At 62.9% G+C, this 22,466-nt stretch carries 20 protein-coding genes and 1 tRNA gene; 5 read left to right on the top strand and 16 right to left on the bottom strand.

The genetic code is table 11. The features are described 5' to 3' along the window. Nucleotides 1-337: 337 nt before the first annotated feature. The 10 genes from BQ7477_RS08195 to BQ7477_RS08150 all read right to left on the bottom strand — a co-directional run bounded on the left by BQ7477_RS08195 (nt 338) and on the right by BQ7477_RS08150 (nt 10,049). Nucleotides 338-410: transfer RNA gene (locus BQ7477_RS08195), tRNA-Ala, on the bottom strand. Nucleotides 411-546: 136 nt separating this feature from the next. Continuing rightward, a complete protein-coding gene (locus BQ7477_RS08190; protein WP_073983500.1) occupies nt 547-1,281 on the bottom strand; it encodes a histidine phosphatase family protein in 735 nt (244 codons plus the stop codon). Further along, nucleotides 1,278-1,703 carry a ribosome silencing factor gene (rsfS, locus tag BQ7477_RS08185; RefSeq protein WP_073983499.1) on the bottom strand — a complete coding sequence of 142 codons (426 nt, stop codon included), beginning with the start codon at nt 1,701-1,703 and terminating at the stop codon, nt 1,278-1,280. The genes BQ7477_RS08190 and rsfS overlap by 4 nt, the downstream gene beginning before the upstream one ends. A gap of 12 nt (nt 1,704-1,715) precedes the next feature. After that, complete coding sequence (nadD, locus tag BQ7477_RS08180) at nt 1,716-2,426, bottom strand: nicotinate-nucleotide adenylyltransferase (protein WP_073983498.1); 711 nt, start codon at nt 2,424-2,426, stop codon at nt 1,716-1,718. Further along, nucleotides 2,423-3,703: a glutamate-5-semialdehyde dehydrogenase gene (locus BQ7477_RS08175; RefSeq protein ID WP_073983497.1), complete on the bottom strand. Its 1,281-nt coding sequence runs from the start codon at nt 3,701-3,703 to the stop codon at nt 2,423-2,425. Before BQ7477_RS08175 ends, nadD begins: the two co-directional genes overlap by 4 nt. A 37-nt stretch (nt 3,704-3,740) precedes the next feature. Further along, the gene (gene proB / locus BQ7477_RS08170) at nt 3,741-4,868 is read right to left on the bottom strand and encodes a glutamate 5-kinase (protein ID WP_073983496.1); all 1,128 of its coding nucleotides are present in this window, start codon (nt 4,866-4,868) and stop codon (nt 3,741-3,743) included. After that, nucleotides 4,865-6,388, bottom strand: coding sequence for a GTPase ObgE (obgE, locus tag BQ7477_RS08165; RefSeq protein WP_073983495.1), 1,524 nt, complete (start codon nt 6,386-6,388; stop codon nt 4,865-4,867). The genes proB and obgE overlap by 4 nt, the downstream gene beginning before the upstream one ends. 74 nt (nt 6,389-6,462) lie before the next feature. Continuing rightward, on the bottom strand, nt 6,463-6,720 hold the full coding sequence (gene rpmA / locus BQ7477_RS08160) for a 50S ribosomal protein L27 (protein ID WP_016461852.1): 258 nt from the start codon (nt 6,718-6,720) through the stop codon (nt 6,463-6,465). A 34-nt stretch (nt 6,721-6,754) separates the two neighbouring features. Next, nucleotides 6,755-7,075, bottom strand: coding sequence for a 50S ribosomal protein L21 (gene rplU / locus BQ7477_RS08155; RefSeq protein WP_021610652.1), 321 nt, complete (start codon nt 7,073-7,075; stop codon nt 6,755-6,757). Nucleotides 7,076-7,295: 220 nt separating this feature from the next. Continuing rightward, nucleotides 7,296-10,049 (bottom strand): Rne/Rng family ribonuclease, encoded by a 2,754-nt coding sequence (locus tag BQ7477_RS08150; RefSeq protein ID WP_420884438.1) that lies wholly within the window; start codon nt 10,047-10,049, stop codon nt 7,296-7,298. Nucleotides 10,050-10,473: 424 nt separating this feature from the next. Here BQ7477_RS08150 and BQ7477_RS08145 point away from each other — a divergent pair, with 424 nt between their 5' ends. From BQ7477_RS08145 to BQ7477_RS08125, 5 genes are all read left to right on the top strand, one after another. Then, nucleotides 10,474-12,021, top strand: coding sequence for a cytochrome ubiquinol oxidase subunit I (locus tag BQ7477_RS08145; RefSeq protein WP_073983493.1), 1,548 nt, complete (start codon nt 10,474-10,476; stop codon nt 12,019-12,021). Nucleotides 12,022-12,037: 16 nt separating this feature from the next. Next, nucleotides 12,038-13,159 carry a cytochrome d ubiquinol oxidase subunit II gene (cydB, locus tag BQ7477_RS08140; protein ID WP_073983492.1) on the top strand — a complete coding sequence of 374 codons (1,122 nt, stop codon included), beginning with the start codon at nt 12,038-12,040 and terminating at the stop codon, nt 13,157-13,159. A 110-nt stretch (nt 13,160-13,269) separates the two neighbouring features. Then, complete coding sequence (cydD, locus tag BQ7477_RS08135; protein WP_234968731.1) at nt 13,270-14,952, top strand: thiol reductant ABC exporter subunit CydD; 1,683 nt, start codon at nt 13,270-13,272, stop codon at nt 14,950-14,952. Continuing rightward, the gene (cydC, locus tag BQ7477_RS08130; protein WP_073983491.1) at nt 14,949-16,703 is read left to right on the top strand and encodes a thiol reductant ABC exporter subunit CydC; all 1,755 of its coding nucleotides are present in this window, start codon (nt 14,949-14,951) and stop codon (nt 16,701-16,703) included. Before cydD ends, cydC begins: the two co-directional genes overlap by 4 nt. Beyond that, the gene (locus BQ7477_RS08125; RefSeq protein WP_073983490.1) at nt 16,700-18,343 is read left to right on the top strand and encodes a sensor histidine kinase; all 1,644 of its coding nucleotides are present in this window, start codon (nt 16,700-16,702) and stop codon (nt 18,341-18,343) included. Before cydC ends, BQ7477_RS08125 begins: the two co-directional genes overlap by 4 nt. Nucleotides 18,344-18,628: 285 nt before the next feature. Here BQ7477_RS08125 and BQ7477_RS08120 read toward each other — a convergent pair whose 3' ends face one another. From BQ7477_RS08120 to rsmD, 6 genes are all read right to left on the bottom strand, one after another. Further along, on the bottom strand, nt 18,629-19,243 hold the full coding sequence (locus BQ7477_RS08120) for a response regulator (protein WP_073983489.1): 615 nt from the start codon (nt 19,241-19,243) through the stop codon (nt 18,629-18,631). A gap of 75 nt (nt 19,244-19,318) precedes the next feature. Further along, a complete protein-coding gene (gene rnc / locus BQ7477_RS08115) occupies nt 19,319-20,044 on the bottom strand; it encodes a ribonuclease III (RefSeq protein WP_073983488.1) in 726 nt (241 codons plus the stop codon). Continuing rightward, nucleotides 20,044-20,613, bottom strand: a complete 570-nt coding sequence (locus BQ7477_RS08110; protein ID WP_073983487.1) for a YceD family protein — start codon at nt 20,611-20,613, stop codon at nt 20,044-20,046. Before BQ7477_RS08110 ends, rnc begins: the two co-directional genes overlap by 1 nt. Next, nucleotides 20,606-21,316, bottom strand: coding sequence for a hypothetical protein (locus BQ7477_RS08105; protein WP_073983486.1), 711 nt, complete (start codon nt 21,314-21,316; stop codon nt 20,606-20,608). Before BQ7477_RS08105 ends, BQ7477_RS08110 begins: the two co-directional genes overlap by 8 nt. 30 nt (nt 21,317-21,346) lie before the next feature. Further along, complete coding sequence (coaD, locus tag BQ7477_RS08100; protein WP_073983485.1) at nt 21,347-21,817, bottom strand: pantetheine-phosphate adenylyltransferase; 471 nt, start codon at nt 21,815-21,817, stop codon at nt 21,347-21,349. Beyond that, complete coding sequence (gene rsmD / locus BQ7477_RS08095) at nt 21,814-22,449, bottom strand: 16S rRNA (guanine(966)-N(2))-methyltransferase RsmD (RefSeq protein ID WP_073983484.1); 636 nt, start codon at nt 22,447-22,449, stop codon at nt 21,814-21,816. Before rsmD ends, coaD begins: the two co-directional genes overlap by 4 nt. Nucleotides 22,450-22,466: the final 17 nt, after the last annotated feature.

The following is a 22,466-nucleotide window of genomic DNA, read 5'->3' as shown; positions in this document are numbered from 1 at the left end:
AACAACAGGCCGATCACCACGCACTTACGCCACTATGCGGGACACTACTCACCCCACAATGCGAAAAGCCGGTTGAGACACGCAATAGTGTGCTCATATAACAAAACGCGTTGGTTTTGTGACAACTTGTCGGCTTGCCAGTACCACAAAGTCGGCCCTGAAGTCGATGGTCACCAACTTGGAGGACGGACAAATGTATCGGTTTGTCCCACAACCCCCAGAGCCACGCAGGCCAGGCGCCATCACATGAAGCCACACTCCCCCACAGGCCCATCCCGCAGCAGATGACCGAATAGACAAAAAACCGACACCCACTACGCGAGTGTCGGAATTTCGGTGGAGCTAGGGGGATTCGAACCCCCGACCTCTTCCATGCCATGGAAGCGCGCTACCAACTGCGCCATAGCCCCTTTATTCAGTTCGTCGCCCCGGCGACCTGATAAATACTAGCGGACTCCATGAAGAATACGCAAATCAGATTACATGTCCCTGATCACACTGACTGTCATCAGTCGCAGAGGCAGATGGATAGGCCCAAGACAGCGTCTAGGCACCCAGGACGTCCTCACGCGCACCGATGTTGTGCGATGCCAGGCGCCAACCCGTCCGCGCCGCACTCTTCGCGGTCGAGATACCGACGGGCACAAGTTCCGACCAGTGGCAGTTATCGACGCCACGCAACCCATTAAAAACAGCCGGGTCAAGTCCGAGCAGAGAGACGATACCCCTCGCAATTGCGGAACCGTGGGAGACAGCAATGAGCGATTGATCGGAACGGCACGCGGCCGCAGCCTCCACGACCGCGTCGCGTATACGTTCCCCCACGACCTCAGAACGCTCAACGTCGGCGCGCTCACACTCACCAGTCGCACGATACTGCGAATATGCCTCAGGTTGCTCGGAGGCGATCTCCTCGTAGGTTTTCCCCTCGAAGGTGCCGTAGAAACGTTCCGTAAGCCTCTCGTCGGCGAACGGACCTTCAGCGGGGTATCCCGCAATGTCAAACACTCGAAGGAGAATGCGTGCAGTCTCGCAGGCTCGCCCCAGAGGCGAGCAGATGATGCGTACTCCCCCATTATCGTCTACGGGCATTGTCTCAGCAGTCACGATACCGACCTCCGCGCTCGGCTCGCACAGGCGACTCACGAGTACGCCTGCAGCACCCGCCGCCTGGGACCTGCCCACATCGTTCAGAGGCTTATCGATGTGCCCCTGGAAACGACGCTCGAGGTTAAAGTCCGTCTGTCCATGACGCAGCAGAACGATGCGTGAGGCACTCATTGCGCCGACTCCGCGCCGTGGGCAGCCGCCCGCGCGGCCGCGGCCGCGCGGGCTTGGTCGGTATCCACGTCGATCGGAACGGCTGGGCAATCACCCCACAGGCGTTCGAGCGCGTAGTATTCGCGTTCATCCTCGCATAGCACATGGACGAGCAACTCCGAATAGTCCAGGAGTACCCATGTCCCCTCGGCGCGGCCCTCAATGTGGTCGGGACGGCGCCCGCGCTCCGCCCACACGCGGTCCATGATGTCCTCCGAAATTGCCCGCACCTGCCGGTCGGTCGGCGCGGATACGACGACGAAGGCGTCGGCCAGGGCGAGTTTGCTGGTGACATCAACCAAGACAGGGTTGATACCACCGCGGTCGTGGGCTGCACGAGCGACCAGCGTCACCAGATCTGAAGTAGCGTCGGGAAGGCTCACTGTTCTCCTCGGTTAGGACCTGTAGAGGCCGTACTTGTTGATGTATTGAACGACGCCGTCGGGCACGAGATACCACACGGGTTTACCCTCCTCGACGCGCGAACGGCAGTCAGTTGATGAAATCGCCATGGCGGGCACCTCGAGCAGGGACACGGATCTGCCAGGCAAGGGGGAATCCGAGAGATCATGCCCCGGCCTGGTGACACCGATGAAGTGCGCCTGTTCGAAGAGCCTCTCGGCGTCCTTCCATTGCGCGATCTGCGCCAGGGCGTCGGCGCCTGTGATGAAATAGAAGTCCGAATCCGGGTACTCCGTGGCGAGGTCCGCGAGCGTGTCGATCGTGAAAGTTGTGCCTCCGCGATCGATGTCCACGCGGGAAACCGCGAAACGCGGGTTCGAGGCAGTCGCAATGACGGTCATCAGGTAGCGGTGCTCAGCCGAAGTGACGCGTCGTCCCGCTTTGAAGGGCTGCAAAGCAGCGGGAACGAACACGACCTGGTCGAGTCCAAACACGTCCATGACTTCGGAGGCGGCAACGAGGTGCCCGTGGTGGATAGGGTCGAAGGTGCCACCCATGATGCCGATTGCCCGCCTCCGACGAAGGGCGCGCGGTGGGTGCTGGGGCGAGGCTGGGGCTGCTGTTGCGCCCGCGGTCGCCTCTGTGGTCCTCTCGATCTCTTCCTCGTTCGAGGCCTGTGCTGATTCTTGCTCCTGCGTGTTCACGGGCGAATGGTTCCTTCCCCCTCGTAAATCCACGTGGTCGTGGTCAGCTCGGCGAGGCCCATAGGTCCGCGCGCGTGTAGCTTCTGCGTCGAGATACCCACTTCGGCGCCCAGCCCCAGCTGGCCACCGTCAGTGAAGCGGGTCGAGGCGTTAATAGCGATAGCAGCAGCATCGACTCCCTCCCGGAAGGCGCGGATAACGGCGACGTCGGACGCGACGATGCCCTCAGTATGACCGGTCGAGTAGCGGCGGATGTGCGCAGTTGCATCCTCGACGCCGCTGACGACGCGCACAGCCAAGTCCATCGACAAGTATTCGGTTTCCCAATCGGCCTTCGTTGCCTCCACGATCATCTCCGAGTCGATGGAAGCTTGGCCATCGACGATGGCGCGGGTGGCAGCATCGGCGTGGATTGTCACCCCCGCGGCGGTCAGGCGAGTGATCGCCGCAGCCAGGAAACGCGGTGCCACGTCGGCGTGGACCAGCAAGGTTTCCACCGCGTTACACACTCCCACACGCTGTGTCTTCGCGTTCATGACGATTGCTTCGGCAGCGTTGAGATCCGCAGAGGCGTCGACGTACAAGTGACAGTTGCCAGTGCCCGTCTCGATGACGGGGACACGCGACTGTTCGACGACGGCGTTAATGAGGCCCGCTCCCCCGCGGGGAATGAGTGCGTCGATTTGTCCGCGCGCCCGCATCATCGCCCGGGCACCCGCGCGCCCCCACCGGTCGACCGTCTGAATCGCATCGGCGGGCAAACCAACGGAAGTCAAAGCGTCACGGCACACATCGATGAGCACGTGGTTCGAGGACTGGGCTGCGCTGCCACCGCGCAGAATCACAGCGTTGCCTGCCTTGAGCGCCAGGGTGGCGGCGTCGACGGTGACATTGGGGCGGGCCTCGTAGATGATGCCGACGACACCCAGGGGAACGCGCTCCTGGGTGACGCGCAGGCCGATGTCCGTGCGCATTCCACGCACAACCTGGCCAACCGGGTCAGGCAGGGCTATGATCTCGCAAACAGCCCCGGCGATGCCTCGAATGCGTTCAGGGGTCAGCGCCAGACGATCCAGTAGCCCCTCGCTCATCTGTTCCGCGCGACCACGCGCCATGTCCTCGGCGTTCGCAGACAGAATCTGGTCGGTGCGCTGAACAAGAGCCGCCGCGATGGCCTCGAGCCCCCGGTTCTTCGCATGAGTCGTTGCGTTTGCGAGGAGGCGTGCCGCCTCACGTGCGGCATCCGTCACCTGGGAAATATCTGCAGCAGTATCCACCCGTTCATCATGTCACACGAGGGGGGATCGGACCGTCTCAGTCTGCACTCATCGTCGAAAATGCGTCGCCCAACACCGCAAGATCGTCGCGGTGGATCGCCGGCCTGGGGTGTTCGTGACCCGCAGCCTCCAGCTCCGCAGTGCCACAACCAGCTATCTCGGACAGCGTGTCAGAGTCATACCCCGAGACGCCGCGCGCAACGAGGCCTGTTGGACAGGCAACATCCACGACGTCGCCTGCGTCGAAGTGTCCCAGTACGGCGCGCACGCCGGCAACCAACAATGATTTCTTGCCAACCGTAATTGCCTGCGCAGCGCCTTCATCGACAACAATCTCACCGCGTGAGGGAGCCACGTGAGCGATCCAGAGGCGGCGCGAAGCCGGACGCTCGTGGGAAGGTTCAAACCACGTGCCCACGCACGAACCCGCCAGCACCGCCTGAAGAGCATCCGCGTTGGCGAGCTGCACGCCGATACCGCTGGTGGTCGCCAGCATTGCGGCCTGCACCTTCGTCGCCATGCCGCCCGTGCCCACACGGGAGCCCGCGCCCGTCACGAGCACGCTCATGAGGTCGTCCGCGCTCTCAACACGCTCGATGAGCTTCGAGCCCGGGTGGTCCGGAGGAGCGGTGTAGAGGCCGTCCACATCCGTCAGCAGCACGAGAGCATCAGCCTTGATCATCTGCGCGATGAGCGCAGCGAGGCGATCGTTATCTCCGAAGCGCAGCTCACGGGTGGTGACAGCGTCGTTTTCGTTCAGGATCGGTACAACACCGAGGCCAAGAAGGCGTGTCAAGGCAGCACGCACATTCGTGTAGTGGTCGCGACGCATGACATCATCTGTTGTCAGCAGGACCTGAGCAGCGTCCAGGTGATGGGCCTGGAACGCTGCCGTCCAACGCGCCATGAGGAGCCCCTGTCCCATCGCAGCTGCAGCCTGCACGCTCGGCAGATCCTTCGGCTTGGACGAAAAACCAAGCGGATCGAGACCTGCAGCGACAGCGCCGGAGGAAACAATGACGACCTCGCGTTCGTGCCCACGCCAGCGAGACACGAGGCGTGCAACAGCATCGATGCGATTCAGGTCAAGACCACCGTCCTCGCGTGTCAGGGACGACGACCCAATCTTGACGACGATACGGTGCGCGCCGGACACTCCGCTCATGACTGATCCGATGCATCCGTCCAATGGCCGGCCTCGCGCTCGGTCCACAACTCGTCGCGAGCCGCACTCTTAGCATCCATGACCTGGTGGTACACCTCGCGACGCTCCTTACGACTCGGTCGAGTATTGCGCTCCAAACGCAGGTCGGTGCCACGCGAGCCAAGCAGCTCAGGCCCAGTTGTCAGTGTCGGCTCCCAATCAAAGACGACACCACCATCCAAATCACCGATCACGATCGTGTCACCGGCGAAAGCACCAGCCTTCATCAGCTCGTCCTCTACGCCCGCGGCGTTCAGGCGATCCGCGAGGTATCCCACGGCCTCGTCATTAGAAAAGTCCGTCTGACGCACCCAGCGCTCCGGCTTGTCGCCGCGCACCTGGTAGACCTCTTCCCCATCCTTGCGGGTCTTGCGCACCGTGATCTCCACGCTGCGCCCGACCGCCTTGGGGCGAATGACGGGGCGAGCGGCCTCGAGGGCGGGGCGCTTCGCGCGCTCCTCTTCAACGATGGCTGCCAACGCGAACGACAGCTGCTTGAGTCCCTCATGGGACACGGCGGACACCTCGAAGACCGGCCAGCCGAACGACTCGAGGTCGGGACGCGTGATCTCGGCCAGGTCTCGCCCGTCAGGAATGTCGATCTTGTTCAGGACGATGACGCGGGGGCGCTCCATGATCGGCACGTAGCCCTCGACCTGAGTCAGGTCGCCCTGATAGGAGGCCAGCTCGGCCTCGATGATGCGCAGATCCTCCACGGGCTCGCGGTCGGTCTCGAAAGCGGCCGTGTCCAGGACGTGCACGATGACCGCGCAGCGCTCAATGTGACGCAGGAAATCCAGGCCCAGGCCTCGTCCCTGGGACGCGCCGGGGATCAGGCCGGGGACGTCGGCGACCGTGTAGCGCGTATCCCCCGCCGACACGACGCCAAGATTCGGCACGAGGGTCGTAAAAGGATAATCAGCGATCTTCGGGCGCGCCAAACTGAGGGCGGCGATCAGCGAAGACTTGCCCGCCGAAGGAAAACCGACGAGGGCGACATCCGCGACGGACTTGAGCTCGAGGATCACATCGCGTTCCTCACCAGGCTCACCCATCAGAGCAAAACCGGGAGCCTTACGGGCCTTGGACGCCAGCGCAGCATTACCCAAACCTCCACGACCGCCCTCGGCGACCACGAAGCGCGCACCCACACCCGTCAAGTCAGCGAGTAGCTCACCCGACATCGACTTCACAACCGTTCCTTCGGGAACCGGTAGGACGATGTCCGCGCCTGTCTTACCCTGACGGAAATCACCCATGCCTGGCGTACCGTTGTCAGCGCGACGGTGAGGCTTACGGTGATAGTTCAGCAGCGTTGTTTCTTGCTCACTGACCTCCAGAATGACTGAACCACCATTACCGCCATCCCCGCCGTCGGGGCCTGCCAGCGGTTTGAACTTTTCACGTTTAATCGAGGCGACGCCGTTACCGCCGTGACCACCCGCCGCGTGCAGAGTCACGCGGTCCACGAAGTCTGCCACTGGAACTCCTCCTGCCGAAGAAAGATAGTGAAAAGGGCGCCCGGCAACGCCGGACGCCCTTCGTGCGCTCGGTCTCAGGCTGAGACCGGCGAAACGCTCACAACCTTGCGATCGCGCTTGCGACCGAACTCGACCGCACCCGCGCGCAGGGCGAATAGGGTATCGTCCTTGCCACGGCCAACGCCGTCGCCCGGGTGGAAGTGAGTGCCGCGCTGACGAACGATGATCTCACCAGCGTTAACTAGCTGGCCGCCGTAACGCTTCACGCCGAGGCGCTGTGCGTTCGAGTCGCGACCGTTACGGGAGGAACCAAGGCCCTTCTTATGTGCCATCAGGTGCTACTTTCTGCTCGTAGGAACGTCGGGTTCAGGCGATCTCGGTGATCTTGACGACCGACATCTTCTGGCGGTGCCCCTGGCGCTTGCGGTAGCCCGACTTGTTCTTGTACTTGATGATGGAAATCTTGGGACCCTTGGCCGAGTCGACAACCTCAGCCTTAACGGAAACCTTGTCCAGCTTGGCTGCGTCAACAGTGATGGCGTCGCCATCCACCAGCATCAGCGGTTGGAGCTCAATGCTCGAACCGATTTCCTCTGCCAGCTTGTCGACGACGACGACGTCACCGACGGACACCTTTTCCTGCCGGCCGCCAGCCTTGACGATCGCGTAGACCACGTTGGAGCTCATCTCTTCTCGTATTCGTAACCGGGATCTCGCCTCGAAACTGCCGAGGACTTGCGAAGTTCTCATGATCCCGTTGGCGCTTGTTGCGCCGACGATCAAATCTAGCTGATTGACGCGCCCGAGTGCAACCCGGCACGACTGACGAATTGGCGGAATAGCTGTGCGATTCCACACCCCCACGAGAGAGGGAAGGCCATCCGGTCATCCCTCTCTCCCAGAAAAACTATCCCGCATCCACGATGCCCGTTGACACGACGCGGCGGCGATGCTTGGCCCGTGGCTGGTCGGACGCTTCCGGCAGCCGGATGTCATCGGTCGAGAGCGTCGGGATGGACGACTCAACAACCTCGGCGCGGGCGGGTAGCTCGACAACGATCGGGGCGGGGGCAGCCTCGGGTTCAACAATGCCTGTGGAAGCGACCGCGCGATGTTTGCGAGCCTTGCGCGCCGTGGGATCCTGGCGGAGCTGCGGGGCAGAAACCTCGGCAGGTGAGACCTCGGCGGTAGATGCATCATCCTCGACGTGACGCTCAGCAGGTACAGCAGGAGCCTCAGCTGGTTCAGCAGGAGCCTCAGCTGGTTCAGCAGACGAGGCCGTGGCTACCTTGCGGGTAGTGCGCCTGCGGGTAGCAGGTGCCTTCTCATGCTGCTCGGGCAGCTGAATGTCGGAAGCATCCTTGAGCGGAACCGGCACCTGATCTGCAGACTCAACTGGATCGGGCAGGTCAATGTAGATCGGAAGGTCGGGCATCGGTGTTGTCTCCGCAACGCGACGGCGACGACGAGGACGCTTCACTCCGCTGTCCATGGCGGTCTGCGCATCAGGATCCGCGGGTACTTGAACATCGGGAGCGTCCGACGCGTTATCCTTCGATGCGGACTGGTCGGTTACTGGTGTGTTCACCTCTTGGGCAGATGTCACGTCACCGGACTCGGCGCGCACACGGCGAGGGGAACGCTTCTGGGCGGCCCCCTCCTTGCGTGCCGAGGCCTCGTCATCCTTACGGGTTGAGGCAGCGGCGATGGCGCTCAGGGCTTCCTTCGCGCGCTCGTGATCCACATGATCCTCGATATGGTGGCTCTCCGTCTTCTTCTGCTGTTTCTTCGAAGCCTTATTGGAAGACTTCGACGACGAATCAGATCCAGAGTTTTCAACGGGGTGATGGTGCACGATAAATCCGCGACCCTCGCATGCCTCGCATGGGGTAGAGAAGGCCTCGACCAGGCCCTCACCCACGCGCTTGCGTGTCATCTGCACGAGCCCCAGCGAGGTGATCTCGGTGACCTGGTGGCGCGTGCGGTCGCGGCCCAGGCACTCCACCAGGCGGCGCAGCACGAGGTCACGGTTCGACTCGAGCACCATGTCGACGAAGTCGATGATAACGATGCCGCCGATGTCGCGTAGGCGCAGCTGGCGCACAATCTCTTCGGCCGCCTCCAGGTTGTTGCGGGTAACCGTCTCCTCGAGAGTACCGCCGGCCCCGATGAACTTGCCGGTGTTGACGTCGATGACGGTCATCGCCTCGGTGCGGTCGATGATGAGGGTACCACCCGAGGGCAGCCAGACCTTACGATCCATGCCCTTGGCGAGCTGCTCATCGATGCGATGCGCATGGAACACATCCTGAGTGCCCACCCACTGCTCGACGCGATCGGAGAGTTCGGGGCTGAGTTCATCCACGTACTCCTTGACGGTCGCGTAGGTGTCGCGCCCCTCGATAACGAGCTTGGAGAAGTCCTCGTTGAAGATGTCGCGCACGACGCGCACAGCAAGCTCTGGCTCACCGCGCAGCAGTGTTGGAGCGCTCTTCGTGGAAGTACGTTTCTTCTCAATGTCCTCCCACTGGCGGTTCAGGCGCGCGACGTCGTCGCGAATCTGTTCCTCCGTCGCACCTTCCGCGGCGGTACGCACGATGACGCCGGAACCGGAAGGCACGACGGCCTTGAGGATCTTCTTCAAGCGGGCACGTTCCTTATCCGGGAGCTTGCGGGAGATGCCCATCATGGAGCCGCCGGGAATGAGGACCAGGTAGCGTCCCGCCAGAGTGATCTGAGAGGTCAGGCGGGCGCCCTTATGTCCGATTGGATCCTTCGTCACCTGAACGAGGACGGGGTCCCCGGACTTCAGCGCGGATTCAATGCGGCGAGGCTTGCCCTCCATGCCGACGGCATCCCAGTTAACTTCACCGGCGTAGAGCACAGCGTTACGACCACGGCCAACATCAACGAACGCGGCTTCCATCGACGGCAGGACGTTCTGAACGCGACCCAGGTAGATGTTGCCAACCATCGAGGATTGGGTACGCCGCGCAACGTAGTGCTCAACCAGTAGGCCATCTTCCAGGATCGCAATCTGGTCCAGGCCGTCCTGGTCGCGGATGACCATCGTGCGTTCAACGGACTCGCGGCGAGCCAAAAACTCGGACTCGGAGATCGAGTGGCGGCGACGGCCTTCGCGACGCCCCTCACGACGGCGCATCTTCTTGGCCTCCAGACGGGTTGAGCCCTTCAGAGCCTGCACCTGATCGACCGGATCGGAGTTTTCTTCGGACGAGGACGAAGCAGCCGAACGTGCGCGGCGACGGCGGCGACGACGACTTGAGGAGTCCTCCTCGTCGACTGAGTCGGTCTCGCGTGAGGCTACGTTCGCTTTCTCGGCGTTCTCTTCGGAAGCGGCCGAAGCCTCGTCGGATGTCTTGGGGCGACGACGGCGCCGAGTCTTTGGCTCGACAGGGGTTTCCTCGCCCTCACCGGCGGAAACATTCTCTTCGGCGGCCACCGGCGCCTCCTCCGTTTTCTTGGAACGGCGGCGACGCTTGGAGGTCTCTTCACGTGGAGCCGATTCCTCTTCGGGGGCGGTGGAGGCACGCCGACGCTGAGGCTCGGATCCTTCGCCGACGATAGGCGTAGCCGCTTCGGGGGCGGCCTGGAACACGGGTGCTTGGAACAAAAGCGACGCGGCAGGAGCCACGGGCATAGTTGATTCGGTTGTCACGATTCTCCAATGGTGGGCGCGCGCCCCATGCCGGGACGCACCCTATTTTCATCGCCCGCGGGGGGCGGAAACCTAGTGGAGCGCAGGTGCGCAGGTGCCGGCGGCACATCATCGCTCGGCTCTCATCGCGGGGGCACGCCCGCGACATCCATTCACCCTAATTGTCTCACAAGACTAGGCACCATCTCCCGATGGGCGACAGGTTCAACATCACACCCAGATAATCAGTCGGACAAGTCCATCAAAAATATTCGGACACATATGTCACAAAACCATCACATAACCGGCATTTCAAGCGCTCCATTTCTGTCTTTTGAGCTACATTAAAGCCAGCCCGTGACGTAGGTCCCAACGTCTTCGTCACGGGGCATATCGATTTCTCATCCCCACACGGGAAGGTCCCATCATGACCATCGCGCAAACAGCGCTCGACGCGGTCACGGTCGGACGATGGCAGTTCGGTATCACAACCGTCTACCACTTCGTCCTCGTACCGCTAACGATCGGCCTGTCCCTGCTGGTCGCGATCATGCAGACCGCATGGCACCGCACCGGCAAGGAATACTGGCTGCAAGCAACCCGCTTCTTCGGCAAGCTCCTTCTTATCAACTTCGCGCTCGGCGTCGCCACCGGTATCGTCCAGGAGTTCCAGTTCGGTATGAACTGGTCAGAGTACTCCCGCTTCGTCGGTGACATCTTCGGAGCTCCTCTAGCTGTCGAGGCCCTCCTGGCCTTCTTCCTCGAGTCCACGTTCCTGGGACTGTGGATCTTCGGATGGGGACGCCTATCGAAAGGCCTTCACCTGGTGACCATCTGGTGCGTCGCCATCGGCACAATGCTGTCAGCTGCCTGGATTCTCGCAGCCAACGCATGGATGCAGCACCCCGTGGGCGCCCGCTTCAACCCTGACACCGGTCGCGCCGAGCTCGACGGTCCCGGCGGTTTCCTTAAACTCATTACCTCGGGCGTTTACCTGTCCGAGTACTCTCACGTCATCACGTCCGCCTGGCTGGTGGCCGGTTCCTTCGTGGCTGGCCTGGCCATCTGGTGGATGGTACGTGCCTCCCGTGAGGGCAGTGACGAGGCCGTGGCGCAGGCGCGCGACGTGTGGCGTCCCATCGCCCGCTTCGGCTTGATCGTCGTCCTCATCGGCGGCATTGGCACGGTTGCGACCGGTCACATTCAGGGCCAGGAAATGGTCAAGGCACAGCCGATGAAGATGGCCGCCGCCGAAGGTATTTGCGTCGACACTGAAGGAGCCGCCTTCACGGTCGCCCAGTTCGGTTCCTGCCCCCTGGGTGAGGACGGCACGCAACCGACCCAGTTCATCAAGGTCCCGGGCGTCGCCTCCTTCATGTCCCACAACTCCTTCTCAGCTACCTCCGAGGGCGTCGCCGACATCCAGGAGCACATGGTGGAGTTGCTCAACTCCGACGCGAATTTCACCGCCAAGTACGGCGACGCCGCGCAGTACGACTTCCGTCCCCCACAGATGGTGACCTTCTGGTCCTTCCGATTCATGATCGGTCTGGGCATGGTGGCCTTCCTGCTGGCGGCGTGGGGCCTGTGGGCCACCCGCGGCGGAAAGACCTCGTCGAACACCTGGCTGGGTCGCTTCGCGGTCCTCAACATTCCGCTACCTTTCCTGGCCGCGTCCTTCGGCTGGATCTTCACTGAGATGGGTCGCCAGCCGTGGGTTGTTGTTCCGAACCTGCAGGCGATGGCCACGGGTTCTGACCTTGGTTCCGTCGCCATGATGACCGAGGTGGGTATCTCCCCCAACGTCCCGGCAGGACAGGTGCTCGCCTCGCTCATTCTCTTCACCCTCCTGTACGGCGTCCTGGGCGTCATGTGGTTCATCCTCATGAAGCGCTACGCCCTCGAGGGCATCCACTCTTCCAAGGCCGACAAGGCCGAGGACGAGGCCCCGACCGATCTGTCCTTCGGATACTGAGAGAGGAACAACGATCATGACTCTGTCAATTCTGTGGTTCATCCTCGTCGCCGTTCTGTGGACGGTCTACCTCATCCTCGAAGGCTTCGACTTCGGTGTCGGCATGCTCCTTCCTTTCGCAGCCAAGGGCGATCGTGAACGCACGCAGATGGTGCGTACGATCGGCCCCCACTGGGACGGCAACGAGGTGTGGCTGCTGACCGCCGGCGGGGCGACCTTCGCGGCGTTCCCCGAGTGGTACGCAACCATGTTCTCCGGCATGTATCTTGCTCTGTTCCTCATTCTTGTCTGCCTGATTATCCGCATCATGGCGCTCGAGTGGCGCTCGAAGGTGGCCACCGAGAAGTGGCGCCGCACCTGGGACTGGGCCCACACGATCTGCGCGTGGCTTGTCCCCCTGTTGTTGGGCGTCGCATTCGCTAACTTCGTTGCGGGCATGCACATCGAGGTCGTTGATGTCGCCACCGGCACCGTCGTCGACCCGACCCTGGTCAATCAATCGCTGGCGAGCGCGACCCACCAGCTCACGGGCGGCTTCTTCTCGCTACTGACCCCCTACACGCTCCTGGGTGGCTTGGCCGTCCTGGCGGTGTGCCTGGCTCACGGCGCACAGTTCCTGGCTCTGAAGACGACGGGCGAGGTCCGCGACCGTGCGAACGCTATCGCCGCTCCCGCCACGATCGCAGCGACCGTGCTGGCCGCCGCGTGGCTCGTGTGGGGCCAGTTCGCCTACACGACGAACGTCCTGGCGTGGATCCCGCTCGTGGTCGCAGCCTTGGCGATCATCGTTTCGACAGTGCTCTCGCAGTCCACGTTGCGCCGTGAGGGCCTATCTTTCGCGGCTTCCTCTGTGGCGATCGCTGGCACAGTTGCATGGGTTTTCGCATCGATGGCTCCCGCCGTCCAGAAGTCTTCGATCAACCCGGCGTACTCGCTGACGATCGAACAGGCCTCGTCGACAACCGCGACGCTCACCGTCATGACGATCGTGACCGTGTGCCTGTTGCCCATCGTCCTGGCCTATGTCCTGTGGTCCTACTGGACCTTCCGTTCCCGCGTGGGCACGGAGGACGTGACGACTAAGACTGGCCTGCTCATGAAGAAGATCCGTCTGGGTGAAAACTTCCTCGCCGACTGATTGATTCGCTGCGCTGCGCCCGGTACCCTCTGCGGGGGCCGGGCGCAGTTGTGTACGTGCCAAGACGAGGCCGGGGACCTTCGACCCATAACGGTAGGTTTTGGGGCACAATGGTATCCGTGCGTCCCTTTGATCCTCGTTTGTTGCGTTATGCCCGTTCGGCTCGCACCCCTATCGCGCTCACCGCACTCCTGGGAACGGTTACGGCCCTGCTGGTGCTCGCCCAGGCGCTGCTTATTTCCGCTGCTCTCTCCCCGGTCGTCTCAGGTTCCGCCACACTGACTGATATTCTTCCCGCCATCGCTGGTGTCGCGGCAGTATTCGCGCTGCGCGCCATGGTCGTTGCGGGACGCGAGGCAATTGCTGCACGCGCCGCTACCAACGCCATTATCGAACTGCGCAAACGCGTCATCAACGCCTCTATTGCCCTGGGACCACGCTGGAGGGCAACCAACAGCGCACAGACCGCGACACTCCTGTCGACCGGCCTCGAAGACCTGCGCCCGTACTTTGTGTCGTTCCTACCTCAACTGGTACTTGTCTGCACCGTCACCCCAGCGGCACTGGGCGTTATTCTCCTGCTGGACTTCTGGTCTGCTCTCATCGCTCTTCTCGTCCTTCCTCTCATCCCGATCTTCATGATCCTCATCGGTCGTTTCACCGAGGCGGCGTCCCAGGACAAACTGGAGACCATGAAACGCCTGACAGCCCAGCTGCTGGATCTCATGTCGGGACTCCCGACCCTGAGGGCCCTCGGGCGCGAAAAGGCACCGCGTGCTCACCTTCGCGCACTCGGCAAGGCAAACACCAAGGCGACGATGGCGACCCTGCGCGTCGCATTCCTCTCCGGAGCAGTTTTGGAGTTCCTCACAACCCTGTCGGTTGCCCTGGTCGCCGTCGAAGTCGGTATGCGCCTGGTATTTGGGAACATATCCCTGTTCCACGGCCTCGCGGTCATCATGTTGGCCCCCGAAGTCTTCGAACCGCTGCGCCAGGTGGGTGCCCAGTTCCATGCATCGGCTAACGGGGTTGCAGCCTCGCGCGCAGCCTTTGACATCATCGAACAGGCCGATGACACGGCGCACCCGGGGACCACCGCTTGCCCGGACATGAGTGCCACCGACATTGTGCTCAACGGCGTCGGCGTGCACGCTCGCGGAGCGTGGGGTCCCGCGCCCACGAGCGGGGTGATCCGCCCGGGCACCGTCACTGCTTTCGCCGGTCCTTCGGGGGCAGGAAAATCGACGCTCGTCGCATGCCTCCTCGCAGACGTTACCCCCGATGTCGGCCAAATCCGTCTACGCCCCCAGGCCTCGAACCAACAAAGTGACGAGCTGGACCTCGCCGACGTGGACCCAGTCTCCTGGCGTTCCTCCATCTCCTGGGTGCCGCAATCCCCCACGCTCGTCCCCGGCACGATCCTGGACAACATGGGAGGTCTGCCGCTGGCCAACCTGGAGGAAGCCGCGCGCGCCACCGGCTTCGACGCCGTCCTGTCGACCACGCCCCACGGGTGGGAGAGCATCATCGGCTCCGGAGGCGTCGGCCTCTCCGTCGGCCAACGCCAGCGCCTAGCACTGACGCGCGTGCTCGCTGCACGCTCCCAGATCGTCGTCCTGGATGAACCCACCGCCCACCTTGATGCTGTTAGCGAAGAAACCGTCGTGCGCTCTATTCGCGCCATGCGCGCCAGGGGTGCAACGGTCATCGTCATCGCCCACCGTAGCGCCATCATTGAGGTCGCCGACCAGATCATTGACGTGGCATCTGCAAACGAGGCGATAGTCGCATGAGGCTCTTCCTGACCCGCTCCGAATCCGCTGCGCTGCGCCGCTGCATCTCCATGCTTGACGTGTCACGCCCGGGATTTGCCCTGTCCGTACTGCTCGGCGTCACTGCGCTCGGTTCGGCCATCGCCCTGGGCGGCACCGCCGCATGGTTGATAGCGCGCGCCTCCCAGCAACCGCCCGTCCTCTATCTGACTGTCGCAGCCACGTCGGTGCGGCTCTTCGGTGTCTCTCGCGCCCTCGCTCGCTACCTGTCGCGATTAGCCTCGCACAGGGTTGCTCTCGACGGCATGGATTCCCTGCGCGCCAACCTCTACGACCGCTTGTGTCACCAGTCTGAAGCCTCCCTGTCTGGTATTCGCCGCGGCGATCTGATGACGCGCGCAGGCTCTGACGTGGACGAGGTTGGAAACGTAGTGGTCAGGACCCTCCTGCCTTCGCTGGTTGCCTTCGTAGTCGGCATTGGGACGGTCGGTGTCGTCACGGTCATGTCGCCCGCAGCAGGACTGGTCCTCGCGCTTGGCCTCATTGTGTCTGGCATCGTGGCGCCCTCCCTCGTCGCCCGCTCGGTACGCCTGGCGGAAACGCTGGGTTCCCAGGCGCGAATTAACATCGCGTCCACGACCCTAGCTGTACTAGAAGGTGCCACCGAACTCTCCCTGGCCGGGACGCTCCCCCACGCGCGCGCATCACTCGACGAGGCCGAGACGGATCTGGCCCGCGCGATCGCACGCTCCGCGAAACTCTCCGCGCTTGCGCGTGGACTCGACGTGTGTGCCATGGGCGCCGGCGTCATTGGCGCGATCCTCATTGGCGTCCCTCAGACTACCTCCGGGGTCCTGGCCGAGGTGCTTCTCGCGGTCATCGTCCTGATTCCGCTGTCGTCCTTCGAGGGGGTAGCCGAGCTTGCCCCCGCCGCCTCACAACTGGTGCGCAGCGCGCAAGCCGCCCAACGCATTTGCGCTTTGCTGCGCGACGAGATCCCATCTGCCACCCACGACATCCCAGCAGGCCCGCCGATCGTTGAAGCCTGCGACCTGTCAATCGGCTGGCCGGGGGGTCCCACGCTGGCGACCGGCATCTCTGTTTCTGTGCAACCCGGACATTCCCTGGCGATCGTGGGCGCTTCCGGTATCGGAAAGACAACCCTGCTGGCGACCCTCACCGGTGTGATTCCCCCCAAGTCTGGTAAAGCCCTCATCAACGGTGTCCCCGCATGGAGAGCGAGTCGTGACCAGGTTGCCTCCAACATCACGATGACGGCCGAAGACGCCCATGTCTTCGCGACCTCCATCTTTGAAAACCTGCGCGTCGCCCGCGCCAACCTCTCGCGGGACGAGGCCGTGAACCTCCTCGCTCGCGCCGGCCTCGAACAGTGGATTGCTTCCCTGCCCGATGGAATCGACACCCTCATCGGGTCGGGCGGCACCACAGTGTCAGGCGGTGAACGTCGTCGCCTCCTGATGGCCCGCGCTCTCGCTGCACCTGCACCAATCATGGCCATCGACGAGGCTGCCGAACACCTCGATGCGACCACCGCTGACAGGCTCATGAATACTCTGCTCACCCACTCGCCAACGCGCGCTACCCTGGTCGTCACGCACCGACTCAGCGCACTCGAGCATGCCGACCACGTCCTCGTCCTCGCGACACCCGAACCCGGCGCGCCCGCACGCGTCGCCGCACACGGAACCCACACAGACGTCCTCAGTTCCCTGCCGACCTACCGGTGGGCCCTCAGACAGGAAGAACAATGAGTCCCAACGACACAGACTTCACGTTGCTCAAAGCAGCCATCGACCTAACCGGCTCACTCGACCTGAAAGACGGACTGCAGAAGTTCGTTAACCAGGCGTGCGCCTTCACATCCTCCCCACACGCAACGATGTCGGTCCTCGACACGTGGGGTGCAACAACGCTCCAGCTCGAGCACCACGACTCACTGCCGGGTCCGACGGTGCCTCATTCACTGACGACAGCGATCCCCGTCACCGCGCCGCTCCTCGTCAATTCCCCCAACGACGCTCCGGACCTGGAGCTGCCCGACTCCACTCCCCCGTTCCTAGGCATCTCCGTCCTCGTACGCGAACAGGTCTATGGACGTCTCTACCTGACGGGCAAACCTGGTGGCTACACAAGCGACGACGCCGCCGTTGTCACAGCCCTGGCACCCGCTGCTGGCATCGTCGTGGAAAACGCCCACCTCTACGCGGATTCAAAGCGTACGGCGCGCTGGATTAGCGCCTCACAGTCACTGACAACGACGATGCTTGAAGGAACGGACGAGGAAGAAGCCCTCGAACTCATCGCCAAGACCGTGCGCGAAGTATCCCACGCGGACACCGCCATCATCGTCCTACAGTCCGTGGGCGACACATGGGCAGCAGAAATCACCGACGGCAAGAACGCGTCGAGTCTCTTGGGCCTCACGTTCCCACCTGAGGGACGCGCCATGAGTGTCTTGCACGAGGGAACCGGCATGATCGTAGATTCAATGTCTCGCGCCCAGACGATGCGCGTACCCCAGCTGGCTGCTTTCGGCTCCGCTCTCTACGCCCCCCTACGGTCGCGCGGCGTCTCCTCCGGCGTGCTCATCCTGCTGCGCCAGATCGGAGCCCCCGAGTTCGATTCCTCCGAGCTCTCACTCGCGGAATCGCTGGCATCGCAGGCGACGCTCGCTCTCGAACTGGCCTCCGCCCGCCACGCCCAGGACGTCGCTGCGCTCCTCGACGAACGAGACCGCATCGGACGCGACCTGCACGACTTCGCCATCCAACAACTCTTCGCGACCGGCATGGCCTTGGACGCCGCCAAGCAGAAGGTGAGCGTCGGCCACGTCGATCCCGTGGCCATTGAGTCACTTATAGATGATTCGTTAGCTTCCATCGACGAGGCTGTCCGCCAGATCCGAACGATCGTGCACAATCTGCGCGAGCGAGACAAGGCCGTCGGACTCGTTGAGCGGATCCGTCGCGAGTCCTCCCTAACCCGCTCTGCTCTGGGCTTCGCTCCCTCCCTCGTCATCACCCTCGACGGGGCAGCAATTAACTCCGATCTTGACAATGAGCTGATCGTCATCGACGAGTTCGATGGGCGCGTCGACCCCGACCTATCTGATGATGTCGTCGCCATCGTGCGCGAAGGTCTTTCCAACATTGCCCGCCACGCCCACGCGACAGCGGCCACCGTGACCGTCGACGTATCCGGGCAAGGAAAAACGGGTCGAGTGCGTATTGTCATCACTGACGACGGTCGCGGCATCGACCCGTCACGCACCCGCAACTCCGGCCTGGCGAACATGGCTGAACGAGCGCGACGCCACCACGGCAGCTTCGATGCGACTGTGGGGGAAGGCGACATCGGCACCAGGATTCGCTGGATCGCTCCGCTCGAGTAACCCCTTTTCAATCCCCATCGACGAGGCCGTGGCGACGGGCCGCGTTGCGCCCTGCCGGTCTAGGCACTCAACCACGTTGTCCCCGAGGAACTCGTCGCACACGCGGTTACACAAGGACACCACGAACCCGCACCGCCAGGGCTTGCCCTCTCACGATTGTTGGATTCACCTGTTGAGTATGCGAGCATTCTCCCAATACAAAAGGAGAAGTCCGACAATCAGTGAATGAACCAAAGACAATGACGCACCTCACCTAACATCACAGGGCGTCGGAGAACTCAGGATTCAGTTACGCCACGCGGCAGCCCGCTGCCCTGCCACCCAAGCCGCCACCTGTGTGCGACGCTGCAAACCCATTTTGGATAGAAGCGACGTGATGTGGTTCTTCACCGTCTTCTCTGCGACGCCTAACTTCTCCCCGATCTCACGGTTCGACAAGCCATCACCAATCAAATCGAGAACCTTACGCTCCGACGGCGTCAGATCAGCCGTCGGATCCTCGTGATCAACACGCCGACGCGTCAAGGTACGCTCGTCGAGCAACACGCGCCCATCAGCAACAGCCTTGATAACATCCGTAATTTCCGCGCCGCGCACGGTCTTCAGGATATACGCCCGCGCACCAGCCTCCAACGACTCAGCCAAGGCCTCGTCATCATCGAAGGACGTTAAGACGACGGGAAGGATCTGCGGATGAGAAGCGCGCAGGCTAGTCATAATGTCGATGCCGGTACCATCGGGCAACTGCAGGTCAACCAAAATCACGTCAGGACGCACCAGGTCAGCGCGACGTACGGCGTCCGCAACGGAGCCGGCTTCAGCGACGACCTCCAGGGTGTCATCCCGGTCAACGATCTCAGCTATACCACGTCGAACAATCTCATGATCGTCGACGATCATTACGCGCGTACGCGCGGAAGTATTTTCACTCACGAGTTCATACTAACTGTTAGGAGGGTCCGCACCCTCGTGTACTTATTCTTCTTCCGGGGAAAGCCGATTCATCGCGTCCTGTGCGGCCGCGTTCTCCGCATGCTTCTTCGACGAGGCCTGGCCTGAACCCACCGCGTCCAGGCGTTCAGACACGAAAGCGTGCGCGGTAAAGACGCGCCGGTGATCGGGACCTTCTCCCTCCACCTCGTAGGACACCTCGCCCAGGCCCTCGGCCTGCGAGTACTCCACGAGAAGGGTCTTCCAATCCTGGTGATGGCCACGCGACGGAGCATCCACCAGTAGGAAACGCAGACGCTCGAGGACAACGCGCCGCGCCTCTTCCAGTCCGCTGGTCAGGTAGGTGGCTCCGATGAGCGCCTCGAATGTGTCGGAGAGAATCGAATCCTTCTCCCTGCCCCCATGCATGGACTCGCCCTTGCCGAGGAAAACGAAATCACCCAGGCCAATGCGGCGAGCGGCGGCAGCCAGGGGCTGCTGTGAGACTGTGGCTGCTCGCATGCGCGACAGATCTGATTCGGCCACGTCCGGGTACTGCTCGTAAAGCTTTTGCGCGATGATAATCGAGAGCACCGAATCGCCCAGGAACTCCAAGCGCTCGTTGTTGGCAATACCACCGGCTTCGTTCGCGTAGGAGCGGTGCACGAGCGCGAGCCGCAACAGGGGTGCGTCGATGCGCGTGCCCCACGCCTCCACGAGCGCGTCGGTGTCGGTGCGAGGAGGGACAGGAAGGTGCTTCGAGCGGGCCATCAGGATCGCCCCGGCTCGGCATTGTCACCCAGCAGAGATGCCAAGGAGGCCAGTCGAGGATCGATGGCAACGTGCTCGTGATCGGCGGGCAGGTCAGCCCACTTCTCACCGCACACGTCGCACAGGCCAGCGCAGTCGGGACTGCACAGCGGACGCAGGTCAACGAGGGTGACAATGGCGTCGCGCAACTGGGTCTCGATATTAATCGAGTCACGCTCGCCAATGACGAACAGATCGTCGGCCTCCACGTCATCGTCCTCGGACACGGTCAAGGCGGGGGCACCGGACTCAAAGTAAACCTCCGCGCTAGACACGTCGTGGTGCTCGCGTACCTCCTCCAGGCAGCGCACGCACTCGCCGACCAGGTCAACGGAGGTGGCGACCTGCACAAGGACACCATCCTCGACGCTGGTCAAATCGACTAAGAGTTCAATGGGGGTTCCTGGCGTCACCGACATGGAGGGGGTTCCCAGGTCGTCCGGAGCCACCCACACGATGTCCTCGCGGAGCGTGGACCCGAGCGCGCGGGGCAGGCGCGCCAGGGACAGAGTCAGGGCCTTATCACTCATGAGACAGGTCCACATCGGTCACGTCGACACCGCGCCGCTCAGCAATTGCGCGCCGACCGGCGTCGGTGCGCCGTGACACGTCGGCGATGAGACGCGCGAGTTCGTCGAGGGAGGAGGCAACGTAGTCATCCGCACCCTCGCGCAGGGAGGTGGCGGAGCGCTTGGCATCGGCGACGATCTCACGGGCACGATCCTCAGCCATGCGCACAATATTCTCGGTGGAGACGATGCGCGCGGCTTGGGCATTCGCGTCGGCGATCGTGGCCTCCGCGTCAGCGCGAGCCTGGGAGACGAGCGCCGTGGCCTCGTCATTCGCTCGCGAGCGCATTCGTTCAGCTTCTTCCTCAGCATCCGCGCGGATCTGCGCGGCACGCTCGTTAGCTTGATCAAGGGTGGAGGATGCGCGCGAGTTCGCCTCAGCGATGCGTGTTTCTGCCGCGGAGTCAGCGCGCCCCAGCACAGCGTCAGCGTCTGCGACGACGGCATCGGCAGCGACGAGGTCCTCGGGAAGGGCTTCGCGCGCCTGGTCGAGGAGGTCGAGGATTTCAGCCTTATTGACCATGATGGAGGCGGACAGGGGCACGGAACGGGAGGACTCGACGAGGTCTTCGATCTGGTCGAGGGCGGCGATCACTGTGGAGGGACCGTAGACGGTTTCCTCGTTCCACTCGTCCTGGTTGTTGTCTGCGGGCGTGTCAGCCATGAGTCCCTCCTGCGTTCCACCGGGCATAATTCAGTTTCTATTCTCCGTCAGATACTGCGCCACCGCTGGTGGGACATACCGAGAAACGTCTTTTTTGAGAATGAGAAGTTCACGGACGGCGCTCGAGGACACGTGGGCCAGCTCGGGACGCGTGGGAACCCACCACGTATCTACACCCCCGACTTCCAGATTGAAGGCCGCTTGAGAAGCCTCATAGTCGGTGTCCTGCGCCCCGCGTACCCCTTTGATGATGAGGGTCGCGCCCAAGCGACGGGCTTCGTCCATGGTGGCATCGTTCAGGAGGACAACTTCCACCCCGGGAAGGTGTGCGGTTGCTTTCTTGATGAGGATGACGCGCTCCCTCGGCGCGGTGAACCCACGCTTGGCTGGGTTGACACCTACCCCAATGATAAGACGATCAGCGATCGCGGCGGTGCGCTCAGCCACGTCGAGGTGACCATTCGTGAAAGGGTCGAAGGACCCGGGGAACAGTGCGATCACCGGTCATGCTCCTCACCCGACGAGGCCGGGGCACCCCCACACCCATCACTGTCCCCACGCTCATGTTCCTCTGGCAGGGGCGGACCCGCAAAGTAGACGACCGTCTCTCCCCACGTGCGCGCGTCTTCGAGGACCAAGAAGGTCGGCCAGGAAGGAGGGGGGACACGCGTGGAACGCTCGACGAGGACCAACGAATCAGGGCCAATCCACGGGGCAAGGCCGGACAGAACCTCCGTCATATCCTCCTCGGCGATGTCGTAGGGAGGATCGATGAACACCAGGTCCACCTCCCCCTCGAGGGCGTCGCTACTGCGGGCGGCAAGGTAAGTGCGCGCGTCAGCGGTCACGACGTGGGCGGGCAGCCCCGTCGCGCGAACGTTGGCCGTGGCGACGCGAGCGGCAGCCGATGCACGTTCGACGAGAGTGGCGCGGGCAGCACCCCGGGAGAGCGCCTCAAGACCGAGGGCACCCGTACCGGTGAAAAGGTCGAGGACGGTGGCCCCATGCAGGACGTTCATATGGTCCAGACGGGAGAAGAGCGCCTCGCGGACCCGCTCAGAGGTGGGGCGCGTGCCGGACTTGGGCACAGCGAGGGTACGGCCCTTAGCGCTACCTGCGACGATTCTGGTCATGCCCCTACCCTACCGGG

Origin of the sequence: Actinomyces bouchesdurhonensis, assembly GCF_900128465.1 — a bacterium.
In the GTDB taxonomy this organism is placed as follows: Bacteria; Actinomycetota; Actinomycetes; order Actinomycetales; family Actinomycetaceae; genus Pauljensenia; species Pauljensenia bouchesdurhonensis.
The sequence above is the reverse complement of the archived record's forward strand: the minus strand, read 5'-3'. Positions and strand labels throughout refer to the sequence as shown.

Excerpts from the sequence above, each read along its gene's own strand:
- BQ7477_RS08190 (WP_073983500.1), bottom strand. The coding sequence starts at position 1,281 with ATGAGTGCCTCACGCATCGTTCTGCTGCGTCATGGACAGACGGACTTT.
- proB (WP_073983496.1), bottom strand. The coding sequence starts at position 4,868 with ATGAGCGGAGTGTCCGGCGCGCACCGTATCGTCGTCAAGATTGGGTCG.
- rpmA (WP_016461852.1), bottom strand. The coding sequence starts at position 6,720 with ATGGCACATAAGAAGGGCCTTGGTTCCTCCCGTAACGGTCGCGACTCG.
- rplU (WP_021610652.1), bottom strand. The coding sequence starts at position 7,075 with ATGAGCTCCAACGTGGTCTACGCGATCGTCAAGGCTGGCGGCCGGCAG.
- BQ7477_RS08150 (WP_420884438.1), bottom strand. The coding sequence starts at position 10,049 with ATGCCCGTGGCTCCTGCCGCGTCGCTTTTGTTCCAAGCACCCGTGTTC.
- BQ7477_RS08145 (WP_073983493.1), top strand. The coding sequence starts at position 10,474 with ATGACCATCGCGCAAACAGCGCTCGACGCGGTCACGGTCGGACGATGG.
- cydB (WP_073983492.1), top strand. The coding sequence starts at position 12,038 with ATGACTCTGTCAATTCTGTGGTTCATCCTCGTCGCCGTTCTGTGGACG.
- cydD (WP_234968731.1), top strand. The coding sequence starts at position 13,270 with ATGGTATCCGTGCGTCCCTTTGATCCTCGTTTGTTGCGTTATGCCCGT.
- cydC (WP_073983491.1), top strand. The coding sequence starts at position 14,949 with ATGAGGCTCTTCCTGACCCGCTCCGAATCCGCTGCGCTGCGCCGCTGC.
- BQ7477_RS08125 (WP_073983490.1), top strand. The coding sequence starts at position 16,700 with ATGAGTCCCAACGACACAGACTTCACGTTGCTCAAAGCAGCCATCGAC.
- BQ7477_RS08120 (WP_073983489.1), bottom strand. The coding sequence starts at position 19,243 with ATGATCGTCGACGATCATGAGATTGTTCGACGTGGTATAGCTGAGATC.
- rnc (WP_073983488.1), bottom strand. The coding sequence starts at position 20,044 with ATGGCCCGCTCGAAGCACCTTCCTGTCCCTCCTCGCACCGACACCGAC.
- BQ7477_RS08110 (WP_073983487.1), bottom strand. The coding sequence starts at position 20,613 with ATGAGTGATAAGGCCCTGACTCTGTCCCTGGCGCGCCTGCCCCGCGCG.
- BQ7477_RS08105 (WP_073983486.1), bottom strand. The coding sequence starts at position 21,316 with ATGGCTGACACGCCCGCAGACAACAACCAGGACGAGTGGAACGAGGAA.
- rsmD (WP_073983484.1), bottom strand. The coding sequence starts at position 22,449 with ATGACCAGAATCGTCGCAGGTAGCGCTAAGGGCCGTACCCTCGCTGTG.